Origin of the sequence: Streptomyces africanus (genome assembly GCF_002150735.1) — a bacterium.
GTDB lineage: Bacteria > Actinomycetota > Actinomycetes > Streptomycetales > Streptomycetaceae > Streptomyces > Streptomyces africanus.
Genome location: NZ_MUKA01000178.1, coordinates 1 through 15,152, shown reverse-complemented (window position 1 = coordinate 15,152; position 15,152 = coordinate 1). Strand labels below are relative to the sequence as shown.

Sequence of the window (15,152 nt, the reverse complement as noted above, 5' to 3'; positions counted from 1 at the left end):
GGCCCGCGTCCTGGACCAGGCGGACGGGCAGCTGGCCGAGCGCCTGGCCGACGACGAGTTGCTGGGCCACCTCCTGGTCCTGCACGACATCCACCCCGAGCCGGCCGAGCGCCGGGCGGCCCGCGCGGTCGAGCGACTGCGGCCCGCCGTACAGGAACGCGGCGGTGATGTGGAGTGGGCCGGTGTGGAGGGTCAGGTGGCCCAGGTGCGCCTGAAATCGGGTGGCGGCTGCGGATCCGGGTGCGGCGGTGGAGGTTCCGAGGTCACCGACGCCGTCCGTGAGGCGGTGCTCGCCGTGGCTCCCGAGCTGACGGCGGTGGAACCACTGCCGAGCACGCCGGCACCCGCCTTCGTACCGCTGACCACGCTGACCCACCGGGGCGCACGGTGACCACGGACGGAGCCCTGGCCCGCCTCATCCGCTCCTCGGCCGACCGCACGGCGGCGGCCGAGACGGAGAGGTGCGACCTGTGTGCCGCGCCGGTCGCCGACGAACACCCCCACCTCTACGACACCGGGCAGGACGAGGTGCGCTGCGTCTGCCGCCCCTGCTCGGTGCTGTTCGCCGGCGCCGGGGCGGGCGACGGGCACTACCGGCTCGTGCCCCGGCGCCGGGTCCGGCTGCCTCACGTCGACACGGCGGTGCTGGGCGTACCCGTCGGCCTGGTCTTCTTCGTGCCCCGGGCGGACGGCACGGTCACGGCGGAGGGCCCGAGCCCGGCGGGGGCCATGCGGTGGGAGGTGGAAGCGACGGCCTGGCAGGAACTGGCCGGGACGTGTCCGCAGCTCGCCACCGTGGAACCCGACGTGGAGGCGCTGCTCGTGAACACCGTCCACGGCCTCGACCATCACTGGATCGTGCCGGTCGACGACTGCTACCGGATGGTCGCCGTCGTACGCCGGGAGTGGCGCGGCCTGTCCGGCGGCGGCCGGGTCTGGCCGGCCGTCGAGCAGTTCTTCGAGGACCTCACCGAGCGGCCATGAGCACGCACTCCGCAGGTCGGAGGCGAGGAAGGAGAGCACCCCATGGGCAGCATCAGAGTGGGCCGGCCCCAGGCGAAGCCCGACACCCCCGGGCACGTCGCCGGCATGCACCAGGGCAACAGGGGACGGTACGCGGAGCAGAAGGGGCACCACGAGGACGGCACCGCCGACGCGCGGCGCTCCACGGGGATCCACTGGAAGCGGCATGACGCCCTCGCGGAGACCATGCCGAACATCTCGCCGGGCTGAGAAAGAGCAGGGAGTCGTCGCAATGAAGAACAAACGAGTACGCAGACCCGTCGCGCGCAGACGAGGCGGGATGAGCGGACAGCGGGTGCTGAAGGCCGAGGCCGTCCTGGTGGGCGGCGTGGCCCTGGCCCTGCTGTGCTGGGAGTGGCCCAGCCTGAGGCGGGAAGCGCGGATCTGGCGGATGGCCGGCGGTTTCCGCGCGGGCAACCGGTATCCGTGATCCGGCCGTGCACGAACTGTCGATCGCGACCGCGATCATCGAGCGGGCCGACGAGCTGGCCCGGGCGGACGGGACGGACGCCGTCTCGGCGGTGACCGTCCGGGTCGGCGAGCTGGCGGGCGTCGTCCCCGACGCCCTGGACTTCGCCTTCGAGGTGGCCCGCGACGGCACCGCCCTCGCCGGGGCACGGCTCGTGGTCGAGCAGGTCCCCGCGCTGGCCTGGTGCGGTCCGTGCGCCGAGGAGTTCCCGGTGGGCATGCCCCCGTTCTTCTGGTGCCCTCGCTGCGACCAGCCCTCCAACGACCTGCGCAGCGGCCGCGAGCTGCGGATCACGGGCATCGAGCCGTCACCGGCCTCGGCATAGCGCGAGTGGGCCCCGCCGACACGTCGGCGGGGCCCACTCGCATGCCCGGTCAGCAGATACGCGGCAACTGCTCCCCGAGCGGCAGATCCACCACCCGGGTCCCGCCCAGGCCGGTGGCGACCACCACCATCCCGGGGTGGTCGGCCACGCACTCGCCGATCAGCGTGGCCCCGGCGCCCTGCGGGTGGGCACGCATCGCGGCGAGCACCTGCTCCGCCTCCGCCGGCGGGACGAAGGCGACCAGCCTGCCCTCGTTCGCGACGTAGAGGGGATCGAGCCCCAGGAACCCGCATGCGTTCGCCACCGCGTCCGGCACCGGAATGGCGCGCTCCTGAAGCCGGACCCCGGTCCCCGAGGCACGGGCGATCTCGTTGAGAGACGCCGCCAGGCCGCCCCGGGTGGGGTCGCGCAGCACGTGGATGTCGGAGGTGACGGCCAGCATCGCCGCCACCAGATCCGCCAGCGGCGCGGTGTCGCTGGCGATCTCCACCCCGAACTCCAGCCCCTCCCGTACGCTCATGATCGCCACCCCGTGCAGGCCGATCGGCCCGCTGACGATCACGGCGTCGCCGGGCCGCGCACGCTGGGGCCGGATGTCCACCCCGTCCGGGACGAGACCGACACCGGCGGTGGTGACGTACACGCCGTCGCCGTGCCCGGACTCCACCACCTTGGTGTCGCCCGTGGCGATGGTGACCCCGGCGGTCCCGGCCGCCGCACCCATCGCGCGGGCGATCCGCTCCACGACGGTCAGCTCGACGCCTTCCTCGAGCACGAACGCGGCGGAGAGATACGCGGGCCGCGCCCCGCTCATCGCCAGGTCGTTGACCGTGCCGTTGACCGCGAGGTCGCCCAGGCTGCCGCCGGGGAAGAACAGCGGCCGGACGACGTAGGAGTCGGTGGAGAAGGCCAGCCGCGTGCCGCCCAGTTCGAGGACGGCGGAGTCGGCGAGACCGGCGAGGGTGGCGTTGCCGTAGGCGGGCGTGAAGACCTGCTCCATCAGCTCCGCCGAGAGGGCTCCGCCGCCGCCGTGGCCCATCACCACGACACCCTGGTCGCGCAGCGGGGCGGGGCAGGTCCAGTTGGCCGGGTCGACGACCTCGGCGAGTTGCTCAGGCAACGGGAGCCACCCCTTCGTGCGTGGCCCGGCCGGCCTGCGGCGTCGGGGCGCTCATCCGGCGGTACAGGTAGTAGGCCGCGCAGGCACCCTCGCTGGAGACCATGGTGGCGCCGAGCGGGGTGCGCGGGGTGCAGGTGGTGCCGAACGCGGCGCACTCGGTCGGCTTGATCAGCCCCTGGAGGACCTCACCGCTGCGGCACTCCGCGGGTTCCTCGGTACGGATCCCCGTGACGTCGAAGCGGTGCTCGGCGTCGTACGCGCGGAAGGCGTCGCGCAGCCGCCAGCCACTGGCCGGGATCGGGCCGATACCGCGCCAGGACCGGTCGGTGACCTCGAACACCTCCTCGATCATGCGCACGGCAGCCGGATTGCCCTCCTCGCGCACGGCACGCGGATACGCGTTCTCCACCCGGTGCTCACCGCGCTCCAGCTGGCGGACCGCCCGGCGGATGCCCTCCAGGATGTCCAGCGGCTCGAACCCGGTCACCACCATCGGCACACCGAACCGCTCGGCCAGCTCCGGGTACTCCGCCGTGCCCATCACGCTGCACACGTGCCCGGCGGCCAGGAAGCCCTGCACCCGGCAGGCCGGAGCCGTCATGATCGCCTCGACGGCCGGGGGCACCCGGACATGCGACACCAGCAGGCTGAAGTTGCTCAGACCCAGCCTGCGCGCCTGGTGCACGGCCATCGCGTTGGCCGGGGCCGTGGTCTCGAAGCCGATCGCGAAGAACACCACCTCCCGGTCGGGGTGGCGGCGGGCCAGCTCCAGGGCGTCGAGTGGCGAGTAGACCACGCGGACGTCGCCGCCCTCGCCCTTGACCCGGAACAGGTCGCGGCCGGTGCCCGGCACCCGGAGCATGTCGCCGAAGGAACAGAAGATCACCCCGGGCCGCGCGGCGATCTCCAGCGCCTTGTCGATGACCTCCAGCGGCGTGACGCAGACGGGGCAGCCGGGGCCGTGGATCAACTCGACCTGTTCGGGCAGCAGTTGGTCGATGCCGTGCCGGATGATCGAGTGTGTCTGCCCGCCGCACACCTCCATCAGGGCCCACGGCCGGGTCGCGGTGGCCCGGATCTCGTCCAGCAGCCGCCGGGCCAGCTCCGGGTCGTTGAACTCGTCGATGTACTTCACGCCGTTCCCGCCTCCTTCGCCGCCTGCTCCCAGGCGTCGCCGAACTCTTCCTCCAGCAGCCCCAGTTCCTCGAACAGCTTGAGCGAGGCCAGGGCCGACTCCTCGTCCAGACGCTGGAGCGCGAAGCCGACGTGCACGATGACGTACTCGCCCACCCGCACCTCGGGCACGTACTCCAGGCACGCCTGTTTCTGCACTCCGCCGAAGTCGATCAGCCCGGTGAGCGGATCCGCGCTGTCGTCGATGGCCACGACCTTGCCGGGCACTGCCAAACACATGGGTCACTCCTCCTGTCGTAGGTGCGCCGCGACCACCAGCTGGCCGAGGGCCAATCCGCCGTCGTTCGGGGGGACTTCGCCGTGGCGGAGCACCGCGAATCCGTCGCCGGTCAACAGTCGCGCGCACTCCTCCTCCAGCAGCGCGTTGGCGAAGACCCCGCCGCTGAGGGCGACGGTGGCCAGGCCGGTGTCCCGGCGCGCACGCCGGCAGATCTCCGCGACGGCCCGTGCCACCGCGCGGTGGAAGCGGGCGGCGAGCACGGGGGCCGGGGTGCCGCGCCGCAGATCGGCGACCAGGGCGCTGAGCACGGGCGCCGGGTCGAGATCGCCGCCGAAGGCGTACGCCGAGGTGTCGGCGTCCCAGGCCGAAGCGGCCGCCGCTTCCAGTTCCAGGGCGGCCTGGGCCTCGTAGCCCGCGCGATGGCACACGCCGACGAGCGACGACACGGCGTCGAAGAGCCGGCCCATGCTGGAGGTCGCCGCACAGGCCAGGCCACGCTCCAACTGCCGCTGCAGCACGGTCAGTTCATCGGCTGCGCAGGCCTTGACGCAGGGCAGGGCCGCGTCCCACGGCAGGCCCGCCGCCCACAGCCGGGCCAGCGCCAGGCGGCACGGGTTGGCCACGCCCGCGTCGCCGCCGGGCAGCGGGGCGGGGGACAGGTGGGCGTAGCGCCGGAAGCCGCTGTAGCCGGCGAGCAGGATCTCGCCGCCCCAGACGGTGCCGTCGTCGCCGTAGCCGGTGCCGTCGAAGGCGACGCCGATCACGGGCGCGGTGCCGTCGAGACCGTGCTCGGCCATCGCGGAGGCGATGTGCGCGTGATGGTGCTGGACGAAGACGGGCGCGAGCCGGTGGGCGCGCCGGCGAGCCCACCGCGCGGAGTGGTATCCCGGATGCCGGTCGGCGGCCACGAGCTCGGGGGCGACGCCGGTCAGGCACCGCATGTGCGCCTCGGCCCGCCGGGCCGCCTCCAGGGTGGTCAGATCGCCCATGTCCCCGATGTGCGGGCCGAACCAGGCGTGGTCGCCCTCGCCCAGGCACAGGGCGTTCTTCAGATCGCCGCCCACGGCGAGCGCGGGCCGCACCGGTACCGGCAGCCGCAGCGGGCGGGGCACGTACCCCCGGGAGCGGCGCAGCACCTGCTCGGTGCCGTCGGGGCGCACTCGCAGCAGGGAGTCGTCACAAGGCGAGGCGATGGGCCGGTCGTGGGCGAGCCAGGCGTCGGCCAGGCCGGCGAGCCGGGTCAGTGCCTCGTCGTCGTCCGTGACGATCGGTTCTCCCGAGCGGTTGCCGCTCGTCATGACCAGCACGCGCGGCCCCGGCTGATCGTCGGGCAGGCCGAACAGCAGGGTGTGCACGGGCGTGTAGGGCAGCATGACGCCCAGGTGGGGGCTGCCGGGGCAGACGCCGGAGGCGAGGCCCGACCGCTCCGCGCGCCGGCGCAGCAGGACGATGGGGCGCCTGGGACCGGCGAGGGCGGCCAGTTCGGGCGCGGAGAGCACGGCGATCCGCCGTACGGTGTCCAGGTCCGCGCACATCACCGCGAACGGCTTGCCGCCACGTGCCTTGCGGCTGCGCAGCGTCTCGACGGCCCGTGCGTCGGTCGCGTCGCACGCCAGGTGATAGCCGCCGAGGCCCTTGACGGCGACGATCCGCCCGGCGGCCAGCAGCGCCCGTGCCGCCGCCAGGGCGTCGGCGTCCCGCGCCGGGCGGACCTCGCTGCCGGGCGCGGGCACCAGGCGCAGCCGGGGACCGCAGCCGGGGCAGGCCACGGGCTGGGCGTGGAAGCGCCGGTCGAGGGGATCGCCGTACTCCCGGGCGCAGTCCGCGCACATCGGGAAGCCGGTCATGGTGGTGACCGCCCGGTCGTACGGCATGCCCGTGGCGATGGTGAAGCGGGGCCCGCAGTGGGTGCAGGTGACGAACGGGTGCCGGTGCCGGCGGTCGGCCGGATCGGCCAGTTCCCGCAGGCAGTCGGCGCAGGTCGCCGTGTCGGGCGGGAGATGGGTGCGGCCGGGGGAGTGGTCGGTGGCACGGATGGCGAAGGTGTCCTCGGCGCCGGTGACGGGCAGGTCCTCGAACCCGACACCGCTGACGGCGGCCAGTGGCGGAGGCTCGGTCGCCAGCCGGTCGCAGAAGCCGGCGACACGGTCCGGCGGGCCCTCCACCTCGATGAGGACCCCGTTCGCCGTGTTGCTCACGAACCCGGCGAGCGAGAGGTCGGTGGCCAGGCGGTGAACGAAGGGCCGGAACCCCACGCCCTGCACGGTGCCGCGCACGGTGACGCGGCGGCGCACCGCCTGTGTGACGGGCGCTGTCACGAGACGAGGCCGGCTTCGGCGCCCTCAGGGGTGTGGGTGTGCGGGCGGGGCGCGAGCGGAGGCCGGTGCACCGGGGCCCCGTCCCGTGCGGCGAGCACCCGCTCCAGAAGGGCGTCGACGCCGGCGCCGGTGCGGGCGCAGGACCGCAGCACCTCCACCCCGGGGTTGACCCGCTGGACATGGGTGTCGAAGGCGGTCTCGTCGAACCCGGCGGGTTCGGCCAGGTCGGTCTTGGTCAGCACCACCAGATGGGCGGACCCGAAGGCCGTCGGGTACTTCAGCGGCTTGTCCTCGCCCTCCGTCACCGCCATGAGCACGATCCGCAGACTCTCGCCCAGGTCGTAGGAGGCCGGACAGACCAGGTTGCCGACGTTCTCCACGAACAGCAGCGAGGTGTCCTCGGGCAGCCAGCTCTCCACATGGCCGCGCAGCTGCCGCGCCTCCAGATGGCACAGCCCGTCCGTCAGCAGCTGCTTCACCGGGGCTCCCGAACGGGCCAGCCGGTCGGCGTCGTTCTCGGTCGCCAGGTCGGCGGTGAGCGCGGCCACCGGAAGGCCACGTTCCACCGCCCGGGCGAGCACCCGCCCGAGCAGTTCCGTCTTGCCGCTGCCCGGGCTGGACAGCAGATTGACCACGCTCACTCCGCGGCGGGCCAGTTCGTCGCGCAGGCCCGCGGCCAGACCGTCGTTCTTCGCCAGGACGGCCTGGGTGACCTCGTCCACGGAATCGCACATGGGCGCCGCTCCTCGCGGTCGGTGGGGAAATCGGTCCGTCACCGATCCTCGGCGCCGTCCCTCACGGTGCCCGGCAGCCCGGCGGGGACAGGGCGGGGGATTCGTCCGGGCGGCTCAACGGAGGCGTGGCCGCCGGGTCGGCCAGCAGCACCGGAACCATGGCGTGCAGGGCCGCGACGGCCCGCCCGACCGCTTCGCGTACCGTCGCACTGATCCCCGGGGCGATGTCCTCGTCGGCGGGTGCGCGCAGTTCCGGCTCGCAGGCCAGGACGAGGACGCGCGGGAGCGGCTCGTCACCCAGGTGGGCGGCCAGGGCGAGGACCTTCGCCGGGTCCATGCCGTGCGCCTCGGGCGGGGCGCCGGCCGTGGTGCTGCCGGGCAGGTCCGGCTCGATCAGCGACAGGGTGCCCGGCTCGTGCCCTCGTACGGCCGCGTCGACCAGGACGGCCGTGTCGTAGCCGTCGAGCAGTGCGTACGCGAGGTCCAGGCCGCGGATGCCGAAGTCCTGTACCCGCACCTCGGGCGGCAGCGGACGCCGGTCCAGGGCGCGGATCACCTCGGGGCCGAAGGCGTCGTCCGCGAGGAAGATGTTGCCCACGCCCGCCACGAGCAGCCGCGGCCTCATACCGCGCCTGCGGGGGCCGTCGGCCGGGCGGAGCCGGTCGGGTTCTTGCGGACGAAGGCGGACCGCAGCTCGTGGTACGGGGCCTCGGGATCGAAGAAGATGGCGCGCATGCGGGCGAGTTCGCTCCGCCGGTATTCGGCGAGCGGACGCTGGAGTTCGTCCGCGTGCCGTGCCGTGGCCTTGGCGGTGATCCGGCGGGCGAGATCCGGGTCGCCGGCCACCTCGGCGGCCAGGCGCTCGACCTCCGTGGTGAACTCCTGGGGAGGGACCGGCACCAGACGATCCACCAGTCCGATCCGCTCGGCCGTCGCGGCGCTCACCGGCAGCGCCTCGCTCGTCAGCCGCTCGGCCGTCTCGGCTCCCACCCGGCGCGGCAGCGAGTACGTCCAGAACTCCGATCCGTACAGGCCCATGTTCCGGTAGTGCGGGTTGAGGACGCCGCCCGTGCGGCACCAGACCTCGTCGGCGGCCAGGGCCAGCATGACACCGCCGGCCGCCGCGTTGCCGCCGAGCGCCGCCACCACCAGCCGGTCGGTGGTGCGCAGCACGGCCTCGACCAGGTCGTTCATGGCGACGAGGTTGGACCAGGACTCGCCCGCCGGGTCGCTCGATGCCTCGATGACGTTCAGGTGGATGCCGTTGGAGAAGAAGTCGCGGGCGCCGCCGAGCACCAGTACCGAGGTGGAGCGGGTGAGCGCGTACCGGTAGGCGGCGAGCAGCCTGCGGCAGTGGTTGGTGCTCATCGCCCCGCCCGGGAACGAGAAGGACAGGAAGCCGATGCCGTCCCGCTGCCGGTAGCGGATGTCGGACCAGGTGGTGCGCTTCGGCGGCAGTTCGAGCGGGGCGGCGATCTCCGGCAGCCAGTACGGGCGGTCGTTCGAACCCGGCATGCCCGGGCCGCTGCCGGGCGGCGCCGGGAAGGAGGAGAGGACCGAGGCCGCCGGGCGGCGGAAGGGGGCCGGGTCGCCGGAGCTCTTGCGGGGGCGCAGTTCCGGGATCCACACCGCGCCGTCGCGGGTGGCCCGGCACAGCGCGCCGGACCGGGTCGCGAGCAACTCGCCCGGCCGGCCGCGCAGCCTGTCCTCGGGATGCCCGCCGTGCAGGAACACCTCCCGGCCGCAGAGTTCGTCCAGGACGCCCGGCTGCGAGTCGGCCCCGCGGAGCTTGCGCACCACCGTGTCCGTGCCGTCGTTCTCCCAGTCGATCCGCCGCTGCTCCTGGCGGAAGAAGTCCCGCCACACCACACGGATCCCGGGATCGCTCTGCGGCCGCGGCTTGAACGATCCGTCGGCGTACCGCCGCACGGCCAGCAGCACGGCGGCCACGGCGGCGTCGGACAGTTCACCCCGGTACACGTCGCTCTTGCCGGCCGGAGGCACCGGGAAGGCCCCGTCCGCCCAGATGTCTCCCGCGTCCATCGCCGCCTCGGCCTGGAGCACCGTCACGCCCCACTCGGGCGTCTCCTCGGCGATCGCCCAGTCCAGCGACGACGGGCCCCGGTCGCCGGGCGGCCCCGGATGCACGATGAGGCAGGTGTGCTCCTGCCACACGTCCTCCGGCAGGGCGGACTTCAGCATCGGGGCGACGATCAGTTCCGGGCGCACCTCGCGCACGGCGGCCCGGACCGCGTCGGGCCCGTGGGAGGCGAGGACGACGTCCACGTGGTGCCCGTGGTCCGACAGTTCCGCGTACACACGCTGGGTCAGGCTGTTGAACGCGCTGGCGACGAGCAAGATGTCCATGACATCGCATGGTCGCCGGTCCGGGGAGGCCCGCGAAGGACCACGGCGGCGTTTCGCCTGTCTTCCCGGGCCTCTTGCTCCATCCGGATCGCCCGCTGTCCGTTCTCGACGTCCGGGCACGCTTTTCTCCGGTGGGCTAGGCTGCGGCCATGAATACCGGGACGGCTTCGCGCCACTCACGGATCGGTGACCCGGTGCTCTTCTGAGCGCCGTACGGGCCGGTGCGGGCCCGGCGTCCGATCGAGGAGCCCGCGCCGCTGCGCGGGCTCCGCCTCCGTCGTGTTGATCACAAGCTCGGCACATCAACCACGACAGGAGAACGGAACATGCCCGTCAAGGCGCTGCAGATCCCCACCACGGGCGGCCTGGCCGACGCCTTCGCCGCCTTCCCCGACGACGGCGAGCGGCACCCGGGGGTGCTGATGTACGCGGACGGCTTCGGCATCCGGCCCGTGCTGCGGGAGATGGCCCGCGAACTGGCCGGACACGGGTACTACGTGCTCGTCCCCAACCTCTTCTACCGGCACGGCCCGGCACCGGTGATGGACCTGCCCGAGCACATCGGTGAAGAGGCACGGCCCGCGCTCATGGCCCAGGTGATGCCCTTGATCGAGGAGCACACCGCCGAACGTGTCCTGAGCGACGCCGACGCCTACCTCAGGTTCCTCACCACCCGCCCCGAGGTCGGCGCCGGACCGGTCGCGGTGACCGGCTACTGCATAGGCGGCCTCCTCGCGACGCGCACCGCCGCGGCCCACCCCGGTCAGGTGGCCGCCGTCGCCGCGTTCCACGCCCCCGTGGGCGCGGACGGGCCCGGCGCCCTCGCCGGGATCACCGCCCAGGTCCACTTCGGCCACGCCGAGAGCGACCTGACGCCGGAGACCTTCGGCGAGCTCAACCGGGCTCTGGACGCCGCCGGTGTCCGCTACACCTCCGAGATCTACCCCGGCACCGTCCACGGCTTCACCATGTCCGACACCGACGCCTTCGACGCCGCCGGACTGCAGCGCCACTGGGGCCGCCTGCTCCCCCTCCTCGACCGCACCCTGGCCGGCGGTTGAGGACAGGGGCTACTCGCCCGAGGGCGCCGTCAGCGGGACACCCAGGCCGACCGGCGTGCCGAAGTTCGGCGTGCCGTCGGCGTTCCAGGTGAACTTCTGGGCCCTGGTCGAGCGGTTCATGTCGCAGCCGCCGCTCGCCGAACTGTTCGCGTGGTACACCATCCAGTCCTCCGTGCCGTCCGGCGACTTGAAGAAGCCGTTGTGGCCGGGGCCGTACACCCCGTTGGCATTGGACCGCTGGAAGACCGGGTTCGGCGACTTGGTCCAGGAGGAGGAGCTGAGCGGGTCGCCGCCGTTGTAGGTGAGCATGCCCAGCTTGTAGTCGGGCGTGGAGCAGTGGCTGGCGGAGTAGACGATGAACGTCTTCCCGCCCCGCTGGAGGACCTCGGCGCCCTCGTTGACCGCGCCGCCGACCGTCTCCCAGTTGTAGGTGGGGGTGGACAGGATCCGGCGGGTGCCGCTCGCGGTCCACGGGTTCGACAGCGGCCGGATGAACATCGGCTGCGAGCCGTTGTAGAACGTGCCGAGCAGGTAGAGCTTGCCGTTCAGCTGGAGGATGCCCGGGTCCAGCTCCCAGGTGTCGTCCTGGGCCGGGTCGAGCAGGTCGGCCTTGAAGGTGTACGGCCCCATGGGGTCCAGGCCGGCGCTCTCCAGGACGTGGATCCGCTGCGTGCCCAGGTCGTACGGCTCGCGCCCGGCGGTGTAGTAGAAGTACCAGCGCTTGCCGTTCGGGCCGTCGAGCAGATGGAACTCGGGTGCCCACATCGTGCCCGCCCCGTTGGGCCGGGTCAGGTGGAAGACGACCTGCTCTGTGGCCGTGGCCAGTCCCGCCAGGGTGCGGGACTTGCGCATGGTGATCGTCGAGTTCCAGGTCGTGGTGGCGAGGTAGTAGTAGCCGTCGTGGTAGGTCATCCAGGGGTCGGGGCCGCGCTGGGCGATCGGGTTCGTGAAGGTGTTCGGGCTCGGGCCGCCGCCGGTGAAGCCGGGCAGCCGCCACACCCTGCCGTTCGCCGTGGAGCACGGCAGTTGCACCAGGCCGGTGTCCGACGCCGGCGAACCTCCGCTGGGCGTGACGCACTTGCCCGAGCTCGCGGAGACCAGGTTGAAGGTCTTGTCGGTGCCGCTCACCGGCACCAGCCGCCACCGCTGGTTGGTGCCGCCGTGGCAGGGCCACTGGATGACCGTGGCGTTGTCCGCCGTGGAGGCGCCGGAGACGTCGACGCACTGGCCGGACTGGGTAGTGATCGTGTATGTGTCATCCGAGCCGGAGACCGGCGCGAAGCGGAAACCCTGGTTGGCGCCGGAGCCGCACGCGAAGGCGCGCAACTGCGTCCCGTTCGTCGACGAACCACCCGGCAGGTCCAGGCAGTTGCCGCCGTTCTGGTTCACCCCCGTCGACGTGAACGCGTCGGCGGCGGCAGCGGGCTGCGGCGCGGCCAGGAAGGCGACCACCATGCTGAGGACGCCGATGAGCGCGGACAGACATCTGAAACGAGTCACGGGCCGTACACCTTCGCTTCGAGGAGGCCGACGGAGTTACTGCCGTTGCTGGTGCCGCCCCGGTGGTGGACCTTGATCTCGGTCAGGCCCGTCTTCGCCCCGGAGGCGTGGGTGAGCAGGACCCGGACACGCTGGGCATTGATCGCCGGGAACCGCACCAGGTTGTAGTTGGCCCGGGGCGCGGCCGGACTCTTCGTCTGCTCGGGCACGTTCACCCAGGAACTGCCGTTGTGGTATTGGACCGTGTACGCGGACGGAGCCCGGTAGGTCGTGCTCGCCGGGCGGCTGTCCTTGAAGTACAGGCGTATCTCGTTCAGCGTCCGGGCGGTGCCGAAGTTCAGTTCGTACCAGTCCTGGCTGCCTGCGGAGCCGCCCGCGCCCCAGAACGGCTCGTTGGTGGGGAGCCCGTCGACCGCGCCCGAGACGCTGCTGCCCGACCCGGTGTGCGAAGCGGATGCGGTTGCCCCCGAGGCGAGGTTCGCCAGGTCGGCGGTCAGGTCGACACCGGCCTTGGCGAGCATGTCGACCATGCGGGGACTGTCCTGCACGACCTGCGTGGGGGCCTTCAGCCCGGGGACGGCCGTGTGGTGGGTGACCGTGCCGCTGGTGGTGACCTGGCCGGTGGCCGGGTCCCAGGTGAAGGGCACCAGGGAGCTGACGGTGGCGGCCCGGTCGCCGTTGACGTAGATCGAGTAACCCTCCGGGATGCCGGGGTAGCGCGTCACGCCGTCGGCCGGATCGTCCCAGACGATGGACAGGTCGGCGCCCCGGTAGCGGAGGTTGTTGACGGTGAAGTGGGACCAGCCGATGTCGATGGGGGAGAGCTCGACCTTCGCGTCGCTGCGCGGCCGCAGCCCGGCCACGTCCTCGATCACGGTCCAGTTGCTGCTGCCCAGGATGTTGTGGTGGATCCAGGAGCGGTAGGTGATCGAGCTGCCGTTCCAGTCGGACCAGAACTCGTTCGCGTCCGGCCACCGGGTGTTGCCGCCGACGTACTGCGCCCAGGTGTTCCAGTAGAGGAGCTTCTTGTAGTCGGTGGCGTTCATCCAGGAGTTGGGGTAGTTGCGCAGCACCGAGGAGTAGAGGCGGAACTGGACGGTGGAGTTGATGGTGGAGAAGTTGTTGGAGCCCGGTTCACCGGCCTCGGCCGCCGCCTTCTTGTCGGCCTGGTTGGCGGTGTAGAAGGGGAAGACCGGGTACTGGGCCGGGTCGTCGAAGAGCCGCAGGGCCTGCCGGTACGTCGCCGTGTCGGGGACGGCGCCGACCGAGAACGGGTAGTAGTTGTTGATCTCCTTCCAGGGCACCCACTCGTTCGTCGACTTCAGCCGGTGCTCGAACAACTGCCGGCTGGGGTTCCACAGCACGTTGACGATGGCGTCCTTGATCTGGTTCGCCAGCGTGCGCATCTCGCTCGCCTTGGCCGTGTTGCCGGTCGCCTCGTACGCCTGCGCGGCGGCGAGCGCCCCGCTGTACTGGTAGGCGGACTCGGCCCGGTCCATGTTTCCGGGCTTCCAGTGGAAGGAGACCGCGTCGGCGTCGTTGCCCGTCAGGGCGCCCCAGTCGTACTCGATGAGCTTGTTGCCGTCGTGGTCGTAGTGAGCGAGCTGCCCCTTGACGTCGCCCTCGGCGTACCGGGCGAGACTGGCGGCGATGGCCGGCCGGCCCCCGTGGATCTGGTAGCTCTTCCAGGCCGCCTCGGCGATGTACTGGGTGTAGCTGTTGGACCAGTTCTCCGGGTCGCCCGGGTTGTCCACGAACCGGCCGCCCTTGGAGGTCTGGCCGACACCGATCCAGTCGCCGTAGGCGTAGGACGGGTCGCGCAGGTACTTCAGGTCGTCGATGTGCATCGGCTGGGTGAGCGCGATGGCGTTGTTGTAGCCGAGGACGCCTTCGGTGGAGGTAGGGAACTGGAAGGTCTGCCCGGGGATGTCGGCGTCGAGGTGGTTGAAGCGCATCAGCCACCAGCGGTAGTAGATGTTCTTCTTGATCGCGGGCTCGGGCACGTCGATGTAGGGGACGTTCTGCGCCCACCACCGGTTGTAGGCCCTGACATGGGTCGCGAAGGCGGTGGCGGCCGAATAGCCCGCGTAGGTCTCGTACTCCGTGCGGGACTGGGGGATCTCGTCGGTGACGAAGCCCATGACCACCTTGGCGGTGACGGTGGTCCCGGCCGCGACCGTCACCGACCGGTCGAGGCCGCCGCCGGAGGCCGTGAACCCGTCACCGGTGAGCCGCGGGCGGATGGTCGTGAGGTTGTTGTAGGCGTTCACCTGCCCGGTCAGCTCGCTGCCGCTGCCCGTGGTGGCGTACGGCGAGGTCGCCCGTAACCGGAGCGTGGTGGAGGCGGAGCCGTTGTTCCTGATCGCCAGGCTGGTCACGGCCACGTTGTTCTCCGTGATGAACTTCGTCTGGTCGACCGTGACCGAGCCGCTGGTGTGCACGCTCTTCCAGTGGCTGGGCGTCTGCCGGCGCTGCGCGACCTGTTCGGTGAAGGTGCCCGGGGACACCGCCACGGTGTAGGCGTTGTCGCCGGTGATGCTCTCCCAGTAGGCGACCTTGCCGCCGAAGCCGAACCGGGCGGGGTCGTGCTCCTTCATGAAGAGCGCGCGGCCCCTGCTCATCAGCCAGGGGCCGGCCGGGTCGTTGCCCGAGCGGGCCAGCAGGCGGTCCATCCAGAAGTCGGTTCCCGGACTCTCCGCGTCGTAGATCGCCCGCATCATGTCGCCCGGCGTGTGGGCGACGGGCGGGGCGGGGATCGAGGGGCCGCTGAACGTGGGGAACCCGATGGTCTGCGCCGCCGCGGCCGGACCGGCCGGGACGA

15 protein-coding genes are annotated in these 15,152 nt (G+C 72.2%); 6 read left to right on the top strand and 9 right to left on the bottom strand.

Annotated features, from left to right (window positions below):
- From CCL05_RS21660 to hypA, 5 genes are all read left to right on the top strand, one after another.
- A partial coding sequence (locus CCL05_RS21660; protein WP_086562144.1) for a NifU family protein occupies window positions 1-391 on the top strand: 391 nt, incomplete at its 5' end.
- The gene (locus CCL05_RS21655) at window positions 388-984 is read left to right on the top strand and encodes a DUF5947 family protein (protein WP_086562143.1); all 597 of its coding nucleotides are present in this window, start codon (window positions 388-390) and stop codon (window positions 982-984) included. The genes CCL05_RS21660 and CCL05_RS21655, both read left to right, overlap by 4 nt.
- A gap of 42 nt (window positions 985-1,026) precedes the next feature.
- Complete coding sequence (locus tag CCL05_RS21650) at window positions 1,027-1,233, top strand: hypothetical protein (protein WP_086562142.1); 207 nt, start codon at window positions 1,027-1,029, stop codon at window positions 1,231-1,233.
- A gap of 22 nt (window positions 1,234-1,255) precedes the next feature.
- The gene (locus tag CCL05_RS44525; RefSeq protein ID WP_143589923.1) at window positions 1,256-1,453 is read left to right on the top strand and encodes a hypothetical protein; all 198 of its coding nucleotides are present in this window, start codon (window positions 1,256-1,258) and stop codon (window positions 1,451-1,453) included.
- Window positions 1,454-1,460: 7 nt separating this feature from the next.
- On the top strand, window positions 1,461-1,817 hold the full coding sequence (hypA, locus tag CCL05_RS21645; RefSeq protein WP_086562141.1) for a hydrogenase maturation nickel metallochaperone HypA: 357 nt from the start codon (window positions 1,461-1,463) through the stop codon (window positions 1,815-1,817).
- Window positions 1,818-1,866: 49 nt separating this feature from the next.
- Here the strand turns inward: hypA and hypE are convergent, their stop codons facing one another.
- From hypE to CCL05_RS21610, 7 genes are all read right to left on the bottom strand, one after another.
- Complete coding sequence (hypE, locus tag CCL05_RS21640; protein ID WP_244204348.1) at window positions 1,867-2,856, bottom strand: hydrogenase expression/formation protein HypE; 990 nt, start codon at window positions 2,854-2,856, stop codon at window positions 1,867-1,869.
- Window positions 2,857-2,929: 73 nt separating this feature from the next.
- Complete coding sequence (gene hypD, locus CCL05_RS21635) at window positions 2,930-4,072, bottom strand: hydrogenase formation protein HypD (protein ID WP_086562139.1); 1,143 nt, start codon at window positions 4,070-4,072, stop codon at window positions 2,930-2,932.
- Window positions 4,069-4,350, bottom strand: coding sequence for a HypC/HybG/HupF family hydrogenase formation chaperone (locus CCL05_RS21630; protein ID WP_037671093.1), 282 nt, complete (start codon window positions 4,348-4,350; stop codon window positions 4,069-4,071). The genes hypD and CCL05_RS21630 overlap by 4 nt, the downstream gene beginning before the upstream one ends.
- Window positions 4,351-4,353: 3 nt before the next feature.
- Window positions 4,354-6,669, bottom strand: coding sequence for a carbamoyltransferase HypF (gene hypF, locus CCL05_RS21625; RefSeq protein WP_086562138.1), 2,316 nt, complete (start codon window positions 6,667-6,669; stop codon window positions 4,354-4,356).
- Window positions 6,666-7,403, bottom strand: coding sequence for a hydrogenase nickel incorporation protein HypB (gene hypB, locus CCL05_RS21620; protein WP_086562137.1), 738 nt, complete (start codon window positions 7,401-7,403; stop codon window positions 6,666-6,668). The genes hypF and hypB overlap by 4 nt, the downstream gene beginning before the upstream one ends.
- A gap of 61 nt (window positions 7,404-7,464) precedes the next feature.
- On the bottom strand, window positions 7,465-8,028 hold the full coding sequence (locus CCL05_RS21615) for a hydrogenase maturation protease (protein ID WP_107400496.1): 564 nt from the start codon (window positions 8,026-8,028) through the stop codon (window positions 7,465-7,467).
- Window positions 8,025-9,770, bottom strand: a complete 1,746-nt coding sequence (locus CCL05_RS21610; RefSeq protein ID WP_086562136.1) for an enoyl-CoA hydratase-related protein — start codon at window positions 9,768-9,770, stop codon at window positions 8,025-8,027. Before CCL05_RS21610 ends, CCL05_RS21615 begins: the two co-directional genes overlap by 4 nt.
- A gap of 326 nt (window positions 9,771-10,096) precedes the next feature.
- Here CCL05_RS21610 and CCL05_RS21605 point away from each other — a divergent pair, with 326 nt between their 5' ends.
- Window positions 10,097-10,831, top strand: a complete 735-nt coding sequence (locus tag CCL05_RS21605; RefSeq protein WP_086562135.1) for a dienelactone hydrolase family protein — start codon at window positions 10,097-10,099, stop codon at window positions 10,829-10,831.
- A 9-nt stretch (window positions 10,832-10,840) separates the two neighbouring features.
- On the opposite strand, the gene CCL05_RS21600 is transcribed toward CCL05_RS21605, so the two are convergent.
- Window positions 10,841-12,331, bottom strand: a complete 1,491-nt coding sequence (locus tag CCL05_RS21600) for a family 43 glycosylhydrolase (RefSeq protein ID WP_086562134.1) — start codon at window positions 12,329-12,331, stop codon at window positions 10,841-10,843.
- A partial coding sequence (locus CCL05_RS21595) for a discoidin domain-containing protein (RefSeq protein ID WP_107400495.1) occupies window positions 12,328-15,152 on the bottom strand: 2,825 nt, incomplete at its 5' end. The genes CCL05_RS21600 and CCL05_RS21595, both read right to left, overlap by 4 nt.